The organism is Massilia sp. CFBP 13721 (genome assembly GCF_014842025.1).
In the GTDB taxonomy this organism is placed as follows: Bacteria; Pseudomonadota; Gammaproteobacteria; order Burkholderiales; family Burkholderiaceae_D; genus Telluria.
The window spans coordinates 82935-101773 of sequence record NZ_JACYUY010000023.1 but is presented as its reverse complement, the minus strand read 5'-3'; the positions used below and the strand labels follow the sequence as shown (position 1 = coordinate 101773).

The following is an 18839-nucleotide window of genomic DNA, read 5'->3' as shown; positions in this document are numbered from 1 at the left end:
CGTTGCCTTCCACCTCTATTCTCTTTCATGCTCCGGGGTGGCGCCGCTCGCAATGACCGTTAGGGTGGACGGCTCCACCCGACAATCGGCATAGACGCACCGCGTACGCCGCCCACGCGTTTAATCGCCGCTCGCATGCCAATCGTGCCACCTACCCGACGTATAATCGCGCTCCCGTCCAGCTTCCCGAATCGTCCGATGGCCCGCAAGCGCATCCTCATCGTCAGCCCCGCCGCCGCCCGCGACAACAACGGCAACTGGCAGACCGCCAGCCGCTGGGCGCGCTTCCTGCGCGGCCGGCATCGGGTCGATGTGGCATCAAACTGGAACGCGGGCGACCCGGCGCCCGACCTGCTGATCGCCCTGCACGCGCGCCGTTCGGCCGAGGCGCTTGCCGCCTTCCGCAGCGCCCATCCCGAGCGCCCGACCATGCTGGTGCTGACCGGCACCGACCTGTACCGCGACATCGATACCTCGCAGGAGGCGCGCGCCGCGCTCGAAGCCGCCGATGCCCTGGTGGTGCTGCAGGACGCCGGGCCGGCGCGCCTGGCGCCGCACCTGCGCGCGAAAACCCACGTGATCTACCAGTCCTCGCCGGCGCTGCGTCCCATACAGCCCAGTCCCGCCGCGCGCCACGTCGACATCTGCATGATCGGCCACCTCCGGCTCGAGAAGGATCCGCTGACCTTCATGCGCGCGGCGGCACTGGTGCAGGATGCGCGCGTACGCCTGCTGCACATCGGCGGCGCGCTCGCTCCTGCCCTGCTGGAGGCCGCACGCGCCACCGAGGCGGCCACGCCGCGCTACCGCTGGCTCGGCCCGCTTCCGCACGCGCACACCCGCCAGCGCCTGAAACGCTGCCGCGCGATGGTCATTGCCTCGCACATGGAAGGCGGCGCCAACGTCATCATCGAAGCCGTGACCAGCGGCGTGCCGGTGCTGGCTTCGCACATCGAGGGCAACGTCGGCATGCTCGGGGACGACTATGCCGGCTACTTCGCGCCGGGCGACGCCGCCGCGCTGGCGCAACTCATTGAGCGCTGTGCGCGCGACGCCGCCTTCGACGCACTGCTGCGGCGCCAGTGCGCCGCGCGCGCGCCGCGCTTCGCCCCGGCCACCGAACAAGCGGCGCTGGCCGACTTGGTGGATAATCTGCTGCGCCCGCCGAGCCGGGCAGCCTGAACACTCAATATGGATTGGAACCGAACATGAACGCGCCCGCGCAGACCATCAAACTGACTTCCTTCTCGCACGGCGGCGGCTGCGGCTGCAAGATCGCGCCCGGCGTGCTGGCCGAAATCCTCAAGAAGTCGAGCGGCTTCCCGGTGCCGCCCCAGCTGATAGTCGGCATCGAGACCGCCGACGACGCCGCCGTCTACAAGCTCAACGACGAGCAAGCCCTGATCGCCACTACCGATTTCTTCATGCCGATCGTTGACGATCCGTTCGATTTCGGCCGCATCGCCGCGACCAACGCCATCTCCGACGTGTACGCGATGGGCGGCACGCCGATCATGGCGCTGGCGCTGGTCGGCATGCCGATCAATAAGCTGCCACTGGAAACCATCGGCGAGATCATCCGCGGCGGCGAGTCGATGTGCTCCGAAGCCGGCATCCCGATCGCCGGCGGCCATACGATCGACTCGGTCGAGCCGATCTATGGCCTGGTGGTGCTGGGCCTGGTGCACCCGGACCGCGTGAAACGCAATGCCGACGCCCGTGCCGGCGACCTCCTCATCCTCGGTAAACCATTGGGCGTGGGCGTGCTCTCGGCCGCGCTGAAGAAAGACTTGCTGGATGCGGACGGCTACGCGGCGATGATCGCCAATACCACCAAGCTCAACAAGCCGGGCCAGGCGCTGGCGGCAATGGACGGCGTGCATGCGCTGACCGACGTCACCGGCTTCGGCCTGCTCGGCCACCTGCTGGAACTGGCGCGCGGCGCCCACTTGACGGCCGAACTCGACATGGCCGACATTCCGCTGCTGCCGGGCGTGCTGCAACTGGCCCAAGACGGCTATTTCACCGGCGCGTCCGGGCGCAACTGGGATGCCTATGGCAAGGACGTCGCGCTGGCGGACGCCATCACCCCTGCCCAGCAAGCCCTGCTGACCGACCCGCAAACCTCGGGCGGCCTGCTGGTCTCGTGCGACCCTGCGGTGGCCGACACCGTGCTGGCCCTGTTCGCGCGGGAAGGCTTCGGCGAGGCGAAAGTCATCGGCCGCATGGCCGCCGGTACGCCGCGGGTCGTCGTCACGGCCTGAACAAGGTTATCGGAGCAGGAAGTCGATATGTCAACACACGGCATGCAAAAGAGTTGCCGTGTCAACATTTTTATTTTGCCTCCGCAAAAGCCGGCCCTTGTTTTTTCAAGAATTGTCGGTTGTATAATCATCTGAGCCGGCGCCAGACCGGCCACCAAGCCAACAACACATCCAGAGACAATGCCCACGCAACTGGCCGCCACGGCGGCGCTCGACCCTGACCGGCCCATCCGCCGCACCGCCCGCCTGGCCAATGCCCTCCTCGGCGACGACAGCCTGCAACGCCGGACCCTGGCGCTGCTCGGCCTGGCCGCCCTGGTCACCGTCACCGTGGTCCTGCTGCTGGTCTACGCGGTCAGTATCGGCGTGGCCGATGCGCGCCAGGTCGGCGGCCTGACGGGGCTGTTTTTCACGTTCATTGCCGGCTTCTATGGCCTCATCCGCAGCGGCCTGAACCGCCACTTCAGCGATCCCACCCTGTCGATGCCGCAAACCATCCTGGGGCAGACGCTGATTGCGGCGGCCTATGCCTTGACCGGCCCCGTGCACGGCGCGACCGTGATCATGCTGGCGCTGGTGATGGTGTTCGGCATGTTCCGCCTGCGCCCCACCGCCGTGCGCCATGCCTGCATGTACACCGTCACGCTGATGGGCGTCGTGATGTACGCCTGCGCCGCCAAGGATCCATTGCATTACCCGGCACGCCAGGAAATCTTCAATTTTGCGCTGACCGCGATCGTGATGCTGGCCATTTCCTCGCTGTCGAGCCGGCTGTCGACCATGCGCACGCGCCTGAAAACGCAAAAGATCGCACTCGAGCAGGCGCTCGCCCACATCAAGGAAATGGCCGCGCGCGACGAACTGACGGGACTGCCGAACCGGCGCCGCATGATGACGCTGCTGCAGGAACACGCGACGCGGCACGCGCGCGGCGGTCCGCGTTTCTATGTCTGCATCATCGACCTCGACCACTTCAAGAACATCAACGACACCTACGGCCATGCCGCGGGCGACGCCGTGCTGCGCGCATTCGCCGCGCAAGCGCAGGTCGTGCTGCGCACCACCGACATGATCGGGCGCTGGGGCGGCGAGGAATTCCTGCTGCTGCTGCCGGAATCGACCCCGGGCGATCCGACCCTGGCCGTGGCGCGCCTGCGCGACAGCCTGGCCGGGATGCCGGCCAGCCAGTCACTGCCTGAGGTGCGGGTGCGCTTTTCGGCCGGCTTCGCCCGCCATGAAGAAGGCGAGCCGATCGACCAGGCGATCGAACGCGCCGACCGCGCCCTGTATGCGGCCAAATCCGCAGGGCGCAACCGCAGCGTCGTCCTCTAAGCGCTTAGTCCGGATGGGAAGGCCCCTTGTAGTGGGCTTGAGGAGGATAGGCGCCGCGCCGGACGACGGCCGGCTGGCGCAGTTTGTGCAGCTGGCGCGCCAGCAGGACCAGCCCTGCCAGCAACCCGAAAAATGCCAGCATGACCGGCAATTGCAAACCCAGGATAACGCCACTTTCCATGACAGCTCCCGTTCTCGTTGTTTGCCCAGCGTTATGCCGGCGCAAGAGCGTACTGTGCCATTGGCTTTCCGTTGCGAAATTGACGTAGAACAAGACAGGAGCGTCGCGCACCGGTCGGCGCTTCGCTTCAGGCGGCAGTCGTCATGGGAGGGTGTGCATCCTGCCTGCCGCGCCCGACGCGCTCGTATTCGGCGATTACCTGCGCCCCGAACAGCAGCAGCGTGGCGCCGATCTCGAGGCTGAACATGACGACGATCGCGGTCGTCATCGAGCCGTAGACGACGTTCACCTGCGACAGCGTGGAGAAATACCAGACCAGCACGTGACGCGCGATTTCCCACAGCAGCGCCGCCGTTACCCCACCCACCAGCGCATGCGAGAGCGACAGGCGCCCGACCGGCATCACCAGGTAGATCGAGGTCAGCACCAGGATTTCGCCGCCCAGGCCCATCAGGTAGAGCAGCGCGCCCGAGACCCCGCCCAGCGACCAGTCGGCGCCGAACAGGTGCACGCTTTCCTTGCCCATCACCTGTAGCGTGCCCGCCACCAGCGTCACCAGCAATACGCCGGCGCCCAGCGCCAGCATGTAGCAGTACGGCAGCACAGCCGACACCAGGAAATGGCGGCGCCGCTTCGCGACCCGGTGGATGAAGATCACGCTCATCGCGTTTTCCAGCACGGTGAAGGCAAACGAGCTGAAGAACAGCATGGTCACGCCCAGTACCCAGGTGATCAGGTCGCGGTTGTCGAGGAAATTGGCGACCTCGGCCACGATCGAGGGCGACTGGCCCGGCACCAGCAGTTCCAGGTAGCGGCGCAGTGTCTCCAGCAGCTCGGCCTGGTCGATGAAGTGCGACAGCCCCACCACCACCAGCATCAGGAAAGGCACGATCGAGAGCAGCGCGTAATAGGCGACGGCGCCCGCCAGCAGCAAGCCCTGGTTGGCGCGAAAACCCTTTAGCACGCTCAGCGTAAAGGCGAGCGGGTGCATCAGGATGTAGGCGTTGGCGCGCCGATTGAGGATGCGCACGCGCATGCGGCGCACCCGCAGGCGGCGCAGGCGTAACCGACTGATGACCTTCATCGCGCCAGCCTGATGCCAGTAAATTGCCAGCGGGCGCCAGCCGGGAAGAAATTGCGGTAACTCGCGCGCGCGTGGCCACCCGGCGTGGCGCAGGACGAGCCGCGCAGCACGTACTGGTTGACCATGAACTTGCCGTTGTATTCGCCAACCGCGCCGGGCGCCGGGGCATAACCGGGATAGGGCGCGTAGCTGCTGCTGGTCCATTGCCAGCAAGCGCCGAACATCTGGGCCAGGCCGGCGTCACTAGCAGCAGCGGGATGGAGGCGCCCCGCCTCGATGCCGGCCAGGCGCGCGGCGAATTCCCATTCGGCCTCGGTCGGCAGGCGTGCCCCGGTCCAGCGCGCATAGGAATCGGCCTCGTACAGCGACAGGTGCGTGACCGGGCGCGCCGGATCGAGCGGCAGTTCGCCGTGCAGGGTGAATTCATGCCAGGCGCCATTCTCCTGGCGACGCCAGTACAGCGGCGCGCCGAATTCGCCCGCCTGCACCCGGTCCCAGCCTTCGGCCAGCCACAGGGCCGGATCGCGGTAGCCGCCGGCTTCGATGAAGGCCAGGTATTCGCCGTTGGTCACCAGGCGCGACGCCAGCGCGAACGGCGCGACATAGCTGCGGTGGCGCGGCAACTCGTTATCGAAAGCAAAGCCGCGGCCGTCGTGCCCGATCTCGACCAGGCCACCGTCGAAGTCGAGGAATTCCAGCGGCAGCGGCGGCGCGTCGGGCGCCATTCCCTCGCCGTCGTAGCATGGGACAATCGGGTTTTGCGCCAGCAAGTGCTTGACGTCGGTCAGCATCAGTTCCTGGTGCTGCTGCTCGTGCTGCAGGCCCAGCGTGACCAGTGCCAGCAGCGCCGGATCGTCGCACGTCTCCAGCAACGTCGCCATGCGCGCATCGACGTCGCGACGCCAGGCGCGCACCTCCTCCAACGACGGCCGGGTCAGCAAGCCACGCTGCGCGCGCGGGTGTTTCGCGCCGACCCCGTTGTAATACGAGTTGAACAGTACTCGAAAGGCCGGATGGAAGGGCTTGAAACCGGGTTCGTGCGCTTCGAGGATGAAGGTTTCGAAAAACCAGGTGGTGTGCGCCAGGTGCCATTTGATCGGACTGGCGTCCGGCATCGACTGGGCGCAGCAATCCTCGGTCGAGAGCGGCGCGGCCAGCTGCAGCGAACGTCCGCGCACCGACTGGAATAGATCGCGCAACATGGTCGACTCAGGCCAGCGCCTGCGCGTGGATGACGGCGAACGGGCAGCGCGCATCGGTCCAGACGCGGGTGGCCTCGAAACCGGATTGTTCGAGCAAGCCGATGGCGTCGGCCTGGCGGTACTTGTAGCTGTTCTCGGTATGGATGCGTTCGCCGGCGGCGAAATCGCGCCCGCCGCCCGGCCAGCGCACATGCTGCGCTTCCCTCGCTTCGAGGTGCATCTCGACCCTGCCGGCCGCCTCGTGATAAAAGCCGACGTGACGCCAGTGCCGGATGTCGAAGTCGCTGCCGAGCAAACGGTTCACGTGGCGCAGCACGTTCAGGTTGAAGGCGGCGGTGACGCCGAGCGCGTCGTCGTAGGCGGCGTCGAGGATGGCCTTGTCCTTGGCCAGGTCGATACCGATCAGCAAGGCGCCATCGGCGCCGCAGCTCTTGCGCAGGCGCGTGAGGAAGGCGCGCGCTTCCGCAGGCGTGAAGTTGCCGAGCGACGAGCCGGGATAGAAGAACAGGCGCCGCTCCGCGCGTACGTCCGCCGGCAGCGCCAGTCCGCTGGAAAAATCGAGGCCGAGGGCGCGCATGTCGATGTGCGGAAAGCGCAGCCGCAGGCGCGCCAGCGCTTCGCTCACGAACTCGGTGGAGATGTCGACTGCGACGTACTGCGCCGGGCGCAGCAGCGGAAACAGCGACGCAGCCTTGGCGCAATTGCCCGCGCCTAGGTCGATCAGCGTGGTGTGCATACCGCAGGCACGCGCGATTTCATGGCCGTGGCGCTCGAAGATGCCGGCTTCGGTGCGGGTCGGGTAATACTCGGGCAGCTCGCAGATCGCCTCGAACAGTTTCGAGCCGAGCGCGTCGTAGAGGAACTTGGGCGAAATCGTGGCCTGGCATGCGCCCAGGCCATCGGACAGCTCCGCGGTCAGGTGCGCACCGGCGTGCTCGTTTGCATTTGCATTGGCATTGGCATTGGCAGTCGCGGCAACCCCGGCCGGCGCTTGCCTCTCTGTCGTGCATGTCGTCAGCATAAGGTTTATCATTCGTGCCGCCGGAGCGCCCGATGCGCCCCCGCTAGGGAGGATGTTGCTGTTTTTGCTATCATAGCGGATACCTGAATTCCCCCGCGTTCGCGTGCTGCTCAAGCGTGCTCGCCGTCGTTTCCATTCACATACAAGAAGAAAGTTCCCCATGTCCCCGATCTCCGCCTTGAAATCGCTGCTCGCCGCGTCCGTTACCGCCACCCTGCTGTTCGCCGCCGGTAGCGCCGGCGCCCAGAACACCCCGGGCGTGCTGCGCGTGTCGGCCATTCCCGACGAAGCGCCGACCGAACTCCAGCGCAAGTTCAAGCCGCTGGGCGATTACCTGGCCAAGGCCACCGGCCTGAAGGTCGAGTTCACCCCGGTGACCGACTACGCCGCCTCGGTCGAGGGCTTGATCAACCACAAGCTCGACATGGTCTGGTTCGGCGGCTTTACGTTCGTGCAGGCCAACGTGCGCAGCAAGGGGCAAGTGGTGCCGCTGGTGCAGCGCGCCGAGGACGAAAAGTTCCGCTCGGTGTTCATCACGACCCAGCCCGGCATCAACAATCTGGGCGACCTGAAGGGCAAGACCTTGTCCTTTGGTTCGGAATCGTCGACCTCTGGCCACCTGATGCCGCGTTCCTTCCTGCTGGGCGCCAGGATCAACCCCGACACCGACCTGAAACGCATCGCCTTCTCGGGCGCGCATGACGCCACCGTCGCGGCCGTTGCCGGCGGCAAGGTCGATGCCGGCGCCCTGAATATCTCGGTCTGGGAAAAGCTGGTCGAAGCGAACAAGGTCGATCCGAAGACGGTGCGCGTGTTCTACACCACGCCGGGCTACTACGACTACAACTGGTCCGTGCACAGCAGCATGGCGCCGGCCCTGCAAAAGAAGATCCGCGACGCTTTCCTGGCGCTCGACGCCTCGACTCCGCAAGGCAAGGAAATCCTCGACCTGCAGCGTGCAACGAAATTCGTGCCGACCAAGGTCGAGAACTACAAGGCGATCGAAGCGGCGGCGCGCAATGCCGGCCTGCTGAAATAAGACCGCCCTTTCGCCTATGAGTTTCAAGCTCGACAAACTGACGGTACGCCACCTGACCGGAAGCAAGGCCGCCGCGCTGCACGAACTCGACCTGGTCGTGCAGCAGGGCGAGCAGCTGGCGTTGATCGGCCCCTCGGGCGCCGGCAAGACGACCTTGCTGGCGACGCTGGCTTGCGCGCACCGGCCGGCCGGCGGCGGCTTGTCCTTGTTCGGGCTGGACCCATGGGCATTGCCGCAAAAAGCGCGCCATGCCTTGCGCGCGCGCCTGTTCCTGGCGCCGCAGACGCCGCCCTTGCCGCCGCGCCAGCGCGTCGTCACCGCCGTGCTGGCGGCGCGCCTGCCGCACTGGCGCCTGGGGCGCGCGCTGCGCTCCCTGTTCAAGCCGGTCGATCCGGCAGCGGCCTTCGAGGCGTTGTCGCGCTTCGGCCTCGGCGACAAACTGTATGCGCGCGTCGACCGCCTCTCGGGCGGCGAGCGCCAGCGCTGCAGCCTGGCGCGCCTGCTGCTCTCGCAGGCCGAAGCCTTCCTGGTCGACGAACCGATCTCCGCGCTCGACCCGGCGCTGGCGCGCGTCACGCTGGCCACGCTGCAGCAGGAAGCGGCCACCCGCAATGCGACGCTGGTGTGCAGCCTGCACCAGGTCGAGATGGCGCGCGCGCACTTCAAGCGCATCGTCGGGCTGCGCGACGGCCGCATCGTGTTCGACCTGCCGCGCGAACGCGTGACCGACGCCATGATCGCCGCGCTCTACGAAAACGAAACCGTCGAAGCGCAGCCGCACGCACTCCACGAATCGCCGGCGCGCATCGCCGTCGGCGCCTGTTTCTAGGATGACCGCCGTTTCGCCCCATCCGGACCCGGCCTGGCGCGGCCGCCTGCTGGCCTGCGCCGTCGCCCTCGCCTTGCTATGGCCAGCCCTCGTCTACAGCGAATTCAAGCCCTGGCTGCTGTTCGACCTGCAAAGCCTGGCGGCGGCCGGCGGCTTCCTGTCCGACTTCCTGCGTCCGGCGCACTCGCTGGATTTTTTGGCGATGGTGCTGCGCGAAACCTGGATCACGGTGGCCATCGCCACCGCCGGCCTGGCGCTGGCGCTGCTCGGCGCGATTCCCGCCACGCTCTTGGTCAGCGAACGGCTGTCGATCTCGCGCCTGGGCACGGGCCGCGTGCGCTGGCCGGCGGCGCTGCTGCGCCAAGCGGTGCGTTGGGTGCTGGTGCTGTTGCGCAGCGTGCCGGAACTGGTGTGGGCGCTGCTGTTCGTGCGCGTGGTCGGGCTCGGCCCCACGGCCGGCGTGCTCGCCATCGCCCTCACCTATTGCGGCATGCTGGCCAAGGTGTATGCCGAAATCCTCGAGTCGAGCGATTTCCACGCCACCGATTCGCTGCTCGCCAACGGCGCGGGGCGCCTGCCGGCCCTGCTGTACGGCGCCCTGCCCGACGCCGCCGCCGAACTGGTGTCATATACCATCTACCGCTGGGAGTGCGCGATCCGCGGCTCGGCCATCATGGGCTTCGTCGGCGCCGGCGGCCTGGGTCAGCGCATGGACGAATCGACCAAGATGATGGCCGGCGGCGAAGTAGCCACCATGCTGTTGATGTTCGTGCTGCTGGTGGCCGCGGCCGACCTGGTCTCGACGCTGCTGCGCAGGAGGCTCGGATGAACAAACCGACTTTGCCGCCCGCACCGCCGCGCTCGTGGAGCACGCCCCTGCTGGTGCTTGCCCTGGTAGCGCTGGTCGTGGCCAGCTTCGCCACGCTGCGCCTCGACCTGGCCGCCTTTTTCACGCCCGAGGCGGTCGGCACCACGCTGGAATTCCTGGAAGGATTCGCGCCGCCCGAGATGGCCACGCCCTTCCTGCTGAAGACCCTGAACGCCGCGCTCGAGACGCTGTCGATGTCGGCCCTCGGCACCCTGCTGGCGGTGATTGCCGGCCTGGTGCTGGCGCTGCCGGCGGCCGGACGCTGGGGCATGCCGGCGCGCGCCGGCGTACGGATGCTGTTAAATGTATTGCGTTCGATCCCGGAACTGGTGTGGGCGGCCTTGCTGCTGGTCGCCGCCGGCCTCGGCCCCTTCGCCGGCACGCTGGCCCTGGCCGCGCATACGTCCGGCGTGCTGGGGCGCCTGTTCGCCGACGCGCTGGAAAACGCCGAACCGGCGCCGGAAGCGGCGCTGCGCACCAATGGCGCGCCGGCCTTGTCCGCCTTTTTCTATGCGACGCTGCCGCAAACGCTGCCGCAGATGCTCTCTTACACCCTGTACCGCTGGGAGAACAATATCCGCGCCGCGGCCGTGCTGGGCGTGGTCGGCGCCGGCGGGCTGGGCCAGATGCTGAAATACCATTTGTCGCTGTTCCAGATGCAGAGCGCCGCCACCGTGGTGCTGGCGATGCTGCTGCTGGTCGCCCTGGTCGATGCGATCAGCTTCGCGCTGCGGCGCGCCCTTACAAGGTAATTTGATGCTCGAACTGGCTGGCCTCACCAAGAACTATGGCGGACGCGCCGTCCTCGCCAACCTGTCGCACCGCTTCGCCTCCGGCGTGTTCGTCGCCATCATGGGCGAATCGGGGGTCGGCAAATCGACCCTGCTGAATTTGATCGCCGGACTCGACGCCGCCGACAGCGGCGAAGTGATCGTCGACGGCACGCCGATGGCGGCGCTCGACGACGATGCCGCCACGCGCCTGCGCCGTACGCGCATGGGCTTCATTTTCCAGGCCTTCCACGTACTCCCGCACCTGACGCTGCAGCAGAACGTGGCGCTGCCGCTGCTGTTGAATCGTGACCATGCCGGCGCCAACGCGGCGCGCGCCGAAGCGATGCTGGCGGCGGTCGGCCTGGCCGGACGCGGCGCCGATTTCCCGCGCCAGCTCTCGGGCGGCGAATTGCAGCGCGTGGCGATCGCGCGCGCCCTGGTGCACAAGCCGGCGCTGCTGCTGGCCGACGAGCCGACCGGCAACCTCGACCCGGAAACGGCAGGCGGCATCCTGCGCCTGCTGCGCGCGGAAATTCGCGCCAACGGCGCCGGCGCCATCATGGTCACCCACTCGCATGCCGCGGCCGAGATGGCGGACGAGGTACTGCTCCTCACACGCGAAGGGCTGCGCCCGGCGTGAGTTATGATGAACTTCGGATGAACTTCGGATGAACTTCGGATGAACTTCGGATGAACTTCGGATGAACTTCGGATGAACTTCGCGTGAATTCCGCGAGGAAATAACCACGTTGAAAGTAGTTACCGGCGTATTTACCGACGAACAGTGCGGCCCCTGTCGTACAGGCGTAGTAATATCACAACGACCCGACAGCATAAGTAATCAAGATCCCGGGCGTATCCAGAACGGTCCTGTCCCCTCAACCAAAGTACGCATTTTGGAGGAGTACATGAACGTACGCCAAAAAAAACAGGAAATGCTCGCCGCGATGCACCGCGCCCGCGCGCTCGAACCATCGAGTTTTGTGCCGAACAAATTGCTCGACACTTTGATCGAAAAACTGCATCTGAAGAACGATGCGGAACTGTGCCGCGTGCTGGAAGTGCAGCCGCCGATCATCAGCAAGATCCGCCACCGCAAGCTGAACGTGGGGGCGACGATCCTGCTGCGCATGCACGAGAAATCGAATATTCCGATCCGCGAATTGAAGGAGTTGACTTCGGCCGCGCTGCATTAAACGGCGGGGTTCGTAGGGTGGGCGCCCCTGCGCCCACCCTACGGTTCTCTCAAGGGCGCAGTGCGTGGCAATACGCCCACCACCGCAAATCCGTTATTGACTTGGCGGACGCCCCGTCTTCAACTGCGGCAAACTGTCGAGCACCTGGCGCAGCGTCGCGATGTCGAGGCGGCCGACCAGCGCCACGCCGATACGCAGCAGTTCGCTCTTCTTGATCTCGAAGCCGGCCTTCAGGCAAGCCTGCTTCACGTCCGCCAGCACCGCATATTCGCCGTCCGGCATGGTGAAGCTGTCGCGTACCAGCGTCGGGCGCGCGCCTTCTGCCGCTGCCGCTTCGGCGGCGCGGGCGCGGCTTGCCGCCGGCGACTCCTTGGCCGCCTTGACGAGTGCCTTGGCCGCATTCCTGACGCCGAGCGCCGGCGTCTTTGCCGCCGTGCGCACGGCGGGCCTGGCCGCTTTCGGCGCCGCTTTCGGTGCGGTCTTCGGCACCGCTTTCGCGGCGGCTTTCGTGGCAACGTTCGTTTTAACTCCGGTAGCCGCTTTCGCCTCGCTCTTCACGGGCGGCTTCGCCACCGCTTTCGCCGCGGGTTTGGCCGCAGCCTTGACGGCGACCGCTTTCGTGACTTTGGCGGGTGCTTTCGCAGGAGCTTTGACCACGGCTGCCTTCACAGGCGCGGCGCGGGTGGTCTTGACGGGTGTCGGGGTGCTGCGGGCGGCCTTGGGAGCTGCCGGGACTGCTTTTGCCCGCGCCGGCGCGGCCGCCGGCGCGCTCTTGGCGGGTGCCGTTTTTTTGCTGGTTTTATTCACTGGGGGATTCCACTGCTTAACAAGGTAAACAATATAGTCGATCAGGCGGATTCCCGTAAGGGGCGCTCCTCTACCGTGCGCCGATAAAGTTCGCGGATGACGCCCGCGCGCAGGCCGGCCTGCACCGGCACCAGCGCGTCGATGCCGAGTTCCTCGACCAGCGCCAGCAACAGCGCGAGACCGCCGGCCATCTGGGCCGCGCGCGCCGGCTGGTTCGACAGGGCGGCAATCTGCATGAAGCCGCCCTCCTCGACCAGCGCATGGCGCAGGGCACGCAGGTCCGCCGCGCCGGCGCCGCGCGCACTGGCGGCATCGGCGCCGGACAGTTCGAACAGCGCGCGCACCGTGCCCGAGGCGCCGTAGGCGCGGCGCCAGCCGAGGGCGCCGGCCAGCACGCCGGCATCGGCGAAGCGGCTGCGCGACGACGCCAGCGCGGCCTCGAAGGCGGCCGGCGAGATCCCGTCGCGGAAGAAGGTCAGGCCCTGGCGCAGCGCGCCCACGCCGAACGACTGCACCAGTTCGACCTCGTCGCCATGGCCCACCACGATCTCGGTCGAGCCGCTGCCGACGTCGAGCACCAGGCGCCGCTCCAGTCCGGCCGGCAGCGCGCCGGCCACGCCCAGGTACACGAGGCGCCCCTCTTCTTCGGCCCCGAGCACCTCGACCGGATGCCCGATCGCGCCCTGCGCCGCCGGCAAAAAAGCGGGCGCATTGCAGGCCACGCGCAGCGCGGCGGTGGCCACCACGCGCACGGCGCGCACCTCCCACTGCGCCAGCGCGAGGCGGAAGGTGCGCAGGCAGGCCAGCGCGTGACGCATCGTGGCTGCATCGAGGCAACCATCGGCGCCGATGCCCGCGCCCAGGCGGATCGGCTCGTTCAGGCTGGCGGCGACGACCAGCGCGCCGCGCTCCCAGCCGGCCACGTGCAGGCGAAAGCTGTCGGACCCGAGTTCGACGGCGGCAAACAGGGGCGCGGAATGGACGGAAGACGGCATGGTTCACCCTGGCTGGACGATGGCACAGTGTGAACCGGGTTTGTGACGCCCCGATGACGGAGCGCCGGGACGTCAAGCTTCCGGGATGGTCTCGCGCGGCGCCTGGCGAATCGCATTGCGCCCGTCCGCCTTGGCCGCGCGCATGGCCGTGCCGGCGCGGCCGAACAGGGTGACGTTGCTGTCGTCGGGACGGATCGTGGTCACGCCGAAGCTGGCCGTCATCGAGATCATGGCGCGTTCGGTCTTTACCGGCGTGGACGCGATCGCCGCGCGCATGCGTTCGGCCACTAGCATGGCCTCGTCGAGGCCGGTACGCGGCAGCAGCAGGGCGAATTCGCCGCCTACCAGGCGTCCCAGCAAGTCGCTGTCGCGCAGCTGGCGCTTGCACAGGTCGGCGACGTGGCGCAGCACGACGTCGCCGACCGGGTGGCCGTAGCCGTCGTTGACGCGCTTGAAGCTGTCGAGGTCGAGCACGACCAGCGCGGTTGGCGAACCCGGGCGGCGCGCCAGCGCCATCCACGGCGCCAGTGCATTGAAGAAGCCGCGCCGGTTCGGCGCCTCGGTCACCAGGTCGAGCGTTTCCAGGCGCGCCAGGTCGCCTTGCAGGCGCTCGCGCCCCAGCAGCAGGCAACCGAAGCCGTTCACCAGCATCAGCAGGTAAAAAGCGACCGTCGAGAGCTGGCGCAGCAGGTCGTTGGAAAGCCAGCGCCAGCCGTCGGGCATGACCAGCACCAGGATGCCGCGCGCGGCCACCACCAGCGCCAGGATGGCGCACACGAGCGCCAGCGCGCGCTGCAGCATCGAGGCCGTGCGCCAGCCGCGCGCCAGCGCCGCCGCCCCGAACAGGTAAAACACGCCGAGGATCAGGGCCGCTGCCAGCGTGCGCAGGCCAAGCGGGTCGATCCAGTAGGCGGCCAGGAAGACGACGACGGCGCCGATGGCGGCGAACACGGTGGCGCGCACCAGGCGGCGCCGGTGCGCGCTTTCCCACAGGGCCGAAGATTCGAGCGCGACGCCGGCGATCAGCAGGGCCCAGCCGCCGGGCAGCGCCAGCGGCTCGGGCACCACGCGCGCGCCGCCGAGCGCGAGCAGGATCCAGGCTGCCGCCTGCACCTGTTTCGACAGGCCCCAGCTGGCAAGCGCCGGCGCGCGCGGGTTGCCGTAGTCATAGAAGAACAGCACGCTGCACAGCACCAGGTTGCCCAGCCCGAGCACCAGCACCATCGTGGTGGAATCCATCGTCAGCATGGCGCCGTTCAGCATACCCCCTCCAGGCCGGCGACCGCCGGGCAATCGAAGTATCGAGGAGAGTGAGGTGAACGATCGGGAATCATGGATGCTCCAGTGGCGGCGACGGCCAGCTTAGCAGAATTTCATGCCTGCAAACAAGACGCTGCCCGTGCAGGCAGGCGGCGGCGCCCCGTCTTCTCTTCTATACTGGCACCCATGTCTTCCCTACCCGAGCCGATCGAGCCGACCGCGCCCTGCTCCCCGCCGCGCGTGCGCACGCTCGGCAACCGGCGCACGCTCGAATTCGAGGGCGGTGACATCCAGAGCGAGATGCTGCTCTCGCACCCGGACGCGCTGGTGCTCGACTATGCGCGCGCCATGATGTGCTTCGCCCTGTTCGTGCCGCGTCCGCGCCATATCCTGATGGTGGGCCTGGGCGGCGGCTCGCTGGTCAAATTCTGCCACCGCCATTTTGCGCGCACCCGCATCACGGTGCTCGAAATCAGCGCCGAGGTGATCGCGCTGCGCGACGTGTTCCAGGTGCCGCCCGACGATGCGCGCCTGCGCGTCGTACACGGCGATGCCGCGCAGTTCATCGGCGCCGCCCCGAGCAGCTTCGACGTGATCCTGGTCGACGGCTTCGACGCCGCCGGCATGCCCGCCGCCCTCGGCAGCGCCGCGTTTTACGCTAATTGCCGGCGCGCGCTGGTTGACGGCGGCGTGCTGGTGGCGAACGTGCTCGCCTACGACCCCGCGCACGACGCCATCGTCGAACGGATCGGCGCCGCCTTCCATGGGCAGGTCTGCGAGTTTCCCGGCATTGCGGGCAACAACCACCTGCTGTTCGCCCTGTGCAGCACGCGGCGCGAGGCCAGGCGGCGCTTCCCGCGCCGGCGCGGCCTCGGCCTTCCCTTCCTGAACAAGTGGCTGGCGCGGGCGCTGGTTGCCTGCCTGGAATTACGCGCATCCGGGCGCGCATGCCGGCGTCCTGTCTGATCCCGGCGACACCTGCCGTACTAACCCCGTCACGATAGGGATTTGTTTGCGAAAACCGCCCGACCTATGACACACTTGATGGCTTTGGTGCTTTTCGGCAAATACTTTTGGAAACAGTCATGTTGCGTCGCCTGCCGTTCTGTCTTACCCGCGCGGCGGCCCTCACGCTCGCGGCCGGCCTGGCCGCCTCGACCGCCCTGTTCGTGGGCGTGAGCCAGCTCGAATACGAGAACCTGGCGCTGTCGTTCAGCCAGCGCGCCGAGCAGCGCGTGGCCACCGTCGGCCAGGGATTGCACGACGCGGTCGAAGTCGTCACCGTCACCAACCAGCTGTTCGCCCTCGGCGCCCCGGTCACGCGCGCCCAGTTCCACGATTTCACGGCGCCGCTGCTGCTGCGCCATCCATTCATCAAGGCCTTCAATTACCACCGCATCGTGGCGGACAGCGAACGCGCCGCGGTCGAAGCGGAACTGCAGCGGGTCCTGCCGGGCACCGTCATTACCGAGGATGGCGCCGACGACGGCAAGCGCATGCCGGCGGCGCGCCGACCCAGCTACAGCATCGTCGACTACCTGGTGCCGATGGCGGGCAACGAGGCGGCCTTCGGCTTCGACGCCGCGACCCGGCCGCAGATCAACGCGGCGCTGTCGCGCGCACACGCCGACAAGCGCGCCGCCGCCACGCCCCTGTTCCCGCTGGTGCAGGACGCCAATCCGCGGCCGAGCTTCCAGGTCATGCTGCCGGTCTACGATGCCGAGGGACGCCTCGCCGGCGACACCGCCGTCGTGGTGCGCGCCGAGGAGCTGGTGAGCATGGCGCTGGCCGGCGCCGGCCTGCTCGACGACGGCCAGATCGTGATGTCGGTGTATGCCGGCGCGCGCCCCGACCCGGCCGACATGGTCTTCACCACCAGCGCCGGCGGCGTGCGGCCGCAGGCGGGGCTGGCGGGCAGCTGGATCGCGCCCGAATTCGCGACTTACCTGGCGCGCACGCTGGACGTGGCCGGCCGCCCCTGGCTGGTCGAAGTGGGCATCAAGCCGCGCCCGTTCGCGGCCGACCACCTGGCCTCGCTGGCGATGCTGGCCGGCGGCATCCTGCTCAGCCTGACGGCGGCGGCCTGGGTGCAGGCCTCCGGCGCCAGGGCCCGCCGCGTACAGCAACTGGTACGCAAGCGTACCGCCGACCTCAAGCGCACCAACCGGCGCCTGGTCGACGACATGGTCGCGCGCGAGCGCACCGAAAAGGCCTTGCAGCAAAGCGAGCAGCGCTTCCGCCAGCTGGTGTCGATGTCCTCGGACTGGTACTGGGAACAGGACAACCAGTTCCGCTTCACGATGGTGACCGGCGGCTTTTCCGAAAAGGCCGGGGTGGCGGTCGAGCACGTGCTGGGCAAGCGGCGCTGGGAATACCTGGCGGCCCTGAACGACACCGAGTCCGGCCGCGCGCACATCGAAAGCGTGCTGGCCTGCCAGCCGTTTGCCGACCTGGAATACCAGGTGCTGGACGATAACGGCCAGGCGCGCTGGTTCCTGGTCAACGGCCAGCCCGTGTTCGACGAACTCGGCCAGTTCGCCGGCTACCGCGGCACCGGCAGCGACATCACCGAGCGCAAGCTCACCGAGCAGCGCGTGCACCACGTGGCCCAGCACGATGCGCTGACCGGCCTGCCGAACCGTTCGCTGCTGCAGGACCGCCTCGGCCAGGCCGTGGCCTACGCGACCCGCAGCAACAATCCGGTGTGGGTCATGCTGATCGACCTCGACCGCTTCAAGTTCGTCAACGACAGCATGGGGCACAAGGCCGGCGACGTGCTCCTGATGACGGTGGCGGCGCGCCTGCGTTCGTCGCTGCGCGACGCCGACACGGTGGCGCGCCTGTCGGGCGACGAATTCGTCGTCATCGTTTCCGAGCGCGGCGACCAGCAACTGACGCCCGCCGTCGTGCAGCGCGTGATGAACGCGGTGGCGCAGCCGGTCATGCTCGGCACCAAGGAATTCTTCGTCACCTGCAGCATCGGCGTGGCCGTGTATCCGAGCGAGCGCACCGACCCGGACACGCTGATCGAGCATGCCGACATCGCCATGTACCGCGCCAAGAAGCTGGGCCGCAACAACTTCCAGTTCTATACGCCGGCGATGAACGAAGAATCGCTGGAGCGCGTGCGCATCGAAAGCGCGCTGCGCAAGGCCGTCGAACGCAACGAGTTCGTGCTGTACTACCAGCCCCAGCTCGACATGAAGACCGGCAAGGTGTGCGGCATGGAAGCGCTGATCCGCTGGCAGCATCCGGAGCTGGGCACGGTGCCCCCGAACCGCTTCATCGGCATCGCCGAGGAAACCGGCATGATCGTGGCGATCGGCGCCTGGGTGCTGCGCACCGCCTGCGCCCAGAACAAGGCCTGGCAGGATGCCGGCTTCGACAAGCTGCGCGTGGCCGTCAACCTGTCGGCGCGCCAGTTCGGCGCCGCCGACCTGATCGAGAACCTCGCAAGCGTGCTGGCGGACACCGGACTGGAGCCGAAATACCTGGAAATCGAGCTGACCGAAAGCCTGTTCATGAGCGACATCACGCCCGCGGTCGAACTGCTGCACCGCATGAAGGCGCTGGGCGTGAATTTGTCGATCGACGACTTCGGCACCGGCTATTCGAGCCTCTCCTACCTGTCGCGCTTCCCGATCGACGTCCTGAAGATCGACCGCAGTTTTGTCGCCGACATCACGCGCGACGCCAACGACGAAGCGATCGTCACCTCGATCATCGCGCTGGCGCACAACCTGAAGCTGGCCGTGATCGCCGAAGGCGTGGAAACAGGCGAGCAGCTCGACTACCTGCGCCGCCACGGCTGCGACGAAATGCAGGGCTATTACTTCAGTAAACCGCTGCCGGCGGCGGAATTCGAGCAGCTATTAGTCGAGGGCCGCGGGCTGAAGGCAGAGGAAATCATCGTCCCCGAAGCGGACGCCATGCATATTTGAAGGATTATTCCTACAAGAACATGGCATTTCTCACATCGTTGCTCTAC

18 protein-coding genes are annotated in these 18839 nt (G+C 67.4%); 11 read left to right on the top strand and 7 right to left on the bottom strand.

Annotation, left to right across the window (positions count from 1 at the left end):
• The first annotated feature begins 198 nt into the window (after positions 1–198).
• From senB to IFT60_RS19980, 3 genes are all read left to right on the top strand, one after another.
• Positions 199–1182 carry a selenoneine biosynthesis selenosugar synthase SenB gene (gene senB, locus IFT60_RS19990; RefSeq protein ID WP_192054881.1) on the top strand — a complete coding sequence of 328 codons (984 nt, stop codon included), beginning with the start codon at positions 199–201 and terminating at the stop codon, positions 1180–1182.
• 26 nt (positions 1183–1208) lie between these two features.
• On the top strand, positions 1209–2264 hold the full coding sequence (gene selD / locus IFT60_RS19985) for a selenide, water dikinase SelD (protein WP_192054880.1): 1056 nt from the start codon (positions 1209–1211) through the stop codon (positions 2262–2264).
• A 180-nt stretch (positions 2265–2444) separates the two neighbouring features.
• Positions 2445–3596 (top strand): GGDEF domain-containing protein, encoded by a 1152-nt coding sequence (locus IFT60_RS19980; RefSeq protein WP_192054879.1) that lies wholly within the window; start codon positions 2445–2447, stop codon positions 3594–3596.
• A 4-nt stretch (positions 3597–3600) separates the two neighbouring features.
• Here IFT60_RS19980 and IFT60_RS19975 read toward each other — a convergent pair whose 3' ends face one another.
• The 4 genes from IFT60_RS19975 to egtD form a co-directional block, all read right to left on the bottom strand.
• On the bottom strand, positions 3601–3777 hold the full coding sequence (locus IFT60_RS19975) for a hypothetical protein (RefSeq protein WP_192054878.1): 177 nt from the start codon (positions 3775–3777) through the stop codon (positions 3601–3603).
• A 127-nt stretch (positions 3778–3904) separates the two neighbouring features.
• Positions 3905–4768: a YihY/virulence factor BrkB family protein gene (locus IFT60_RS19970; protein WP_374001186.1), complete on the bottom strand. Its 864-nt coding sequence runs from the start codon at positions 4766–4768 to the stop codon at positions 3905–3907.
• A gap of 89 nt (positions 4769–4857) precedes the next feature.
• Entirely contained in the window at positions 4858–6063 is a 1206-nt protein-coding gene (gene egtB, locus IFT60_RS19965; RefSeq protein ID WP_192054877.1) for an ergothioneine biosynthesis protein EgtB, read from the bottom strand.
• 7 nt (positions 6064–6070) lie between these two features.
• On the bottom strand, positions 6071–7084 hold the full coding sequence (gene egtD / locus IFT60_RS19960) for an L-histidine N(alpha)-methyltransferase (protein WP_229511017.1): 1014 nt from the start codon (positions 7082–7084) through the stop codon (positions 6071–6073).
• A 160-nt stretch (positions 7085–7244) separates the two neighbouring features.
• Between egtD and IFT60_RS19955 the strand changes: the two genes are divergently transcribed.
• From IFT60_RS19955 to IFT60_RS19930, 6 genes are all read left to right on the top strand, one after another.
• Entirely contained in the window at positions 7245–8123 is an 879-nt protein-coding gene (locus tag IFT60_RS19955; RefSeq protein WP_192054875.1) for a putative selenate ABC transporter substrate-binding protein, read from the top strand.
• A 16-nt stretch (positions 8124–8139) separates the two neighbouring features.
• Entirely contained in the window at positions 8140–8952 is an 813-nt protein-coding gene (locus IFT60_RS19950; RefSeq protein ID WP_192054874.1) for a phosphonate ABC transporter ATP-binding protein, read from the top strand.
• A 1-nt stretch (position 8953) separates the two neighbouring features.
• Entirely contained in the window at positions 8954–9781 is an 828-nt protein-coding gene (locus IFT60_RS19945) for a PhnE/PtxC family ABC transporter permease (RefSeq protein WP_192054872.1), read from the top strand.
• Positions 9778–10572, top strand: coding sequence for a phosphonate ABC transporter, permease protein PhnE (gene phnE, locus IFT60_RS19940; RefSeq protein ID WP_192054869.1), 795 nt, complete (start codon positions 9778–9780; stop codon positions 10570–10572). The genes IFT60_RS19945 and phnE overlap by 4 nt, the downstream gene beginning before the upstream one ends.
• Positions 10573–10576: 4 nt before the next feature.
• A complete protein-coding gene (locus IFT60_RS19935; protein WP_192054867.1) occupies positions 10577–11233 on the top strand; it encodes an ABC transporter ATP-binding protein in 657 nt (218 codons plus the stop codon).
• A 268-nt stretch (positions 11234–11501) separates the two neighbouring features.
• Entirely contained in the window at positions 11502–11789 is a 288-nt protein-coding gene (locus IFT60_RS19930; RefSeq protein WP_192054864.1) for a hypothetical protein, read from the top strand.
• A 93-nt stretch (positions 11790–11882) separates the two neighbouring features.
• Here the strand turns inward: IFT60_RS19930 and IFT60_RS19925 are convergent, their stop codons facing one another.
• The 3 genes from IFT60_RS19925 to IFT60_RS19915 all read right to left on the bottom strand — a co-directional run bounded on the left by IFT60_RS19925 (position 11883) and on the right by IFT60_RS19915 (position 14854).
• Entirely contained in the window at positions 11883–12596 is a 714-nt protein-coding gene (locus tag IFT60_RS19925; protein ID WP_197986403.1) for a hypothetical protein, read from the bottom strand.
• A 41-nt stretch (positions 12597–12637) separates the two neighbouring features.
• Positions 12638–13591 carry a Ppx/GppA phosphatase family protein gene (locus IFT60_RS19920; RefSeq protein WP_192054862.1) on the bottom strand — a complete coding sequence of 318 codons (954 nt, stop codon included), beginning with the start codon at positions 13589–13591 and terminating at the stop codon, positions 12638–12640.
• 72 nt (positions 13592–13663) lie between these two features.
• The gene (locus IFT60_RS19915) at positions 13664–14854 is read right to left on the bottom strand and encodes a GGDEF domain-containing protein (protein WP_229511015.1); all 1191 of its coding nucleotides are present in this window, start codon (positions 14852–14854) and stop codon (positions 13664–13666) included.
• Between the two features lie 183 nt (positions 14855–15037).
• Here IFT60_RS19915 and IFT60_RS19910 point away from each other — a divergent pair, with 183 nt between their 5' ends.
• Both IFT60_RS19910 and IFT60_RS19905 read left to right on the top strand, forming a co-directional pair.
• A complete protein-coding gene (locus tag IFT60_RS19910) occupies positions 15038–15817 on the top strand; it encodes a fused MFS/spermidine synthase (protein WP_192054860.1) in 780 nt (259 codons plus the stop codon).
• A gap of 119 nt (positions 15818–15936) precedes the next feature.
• A complete protein-coding gene (locus tag IFT60_RS19905; RefSeq protein ID WP_192054858.1) occupies positions 15937–18792 on the top strand; it encodes a bifunctional diguanylate cyclase/phosphodiesterase in 2856 nt (951 codons plus the stop codon).
• Positions 18793–18839: the final 47 nt, after the last annotated feature.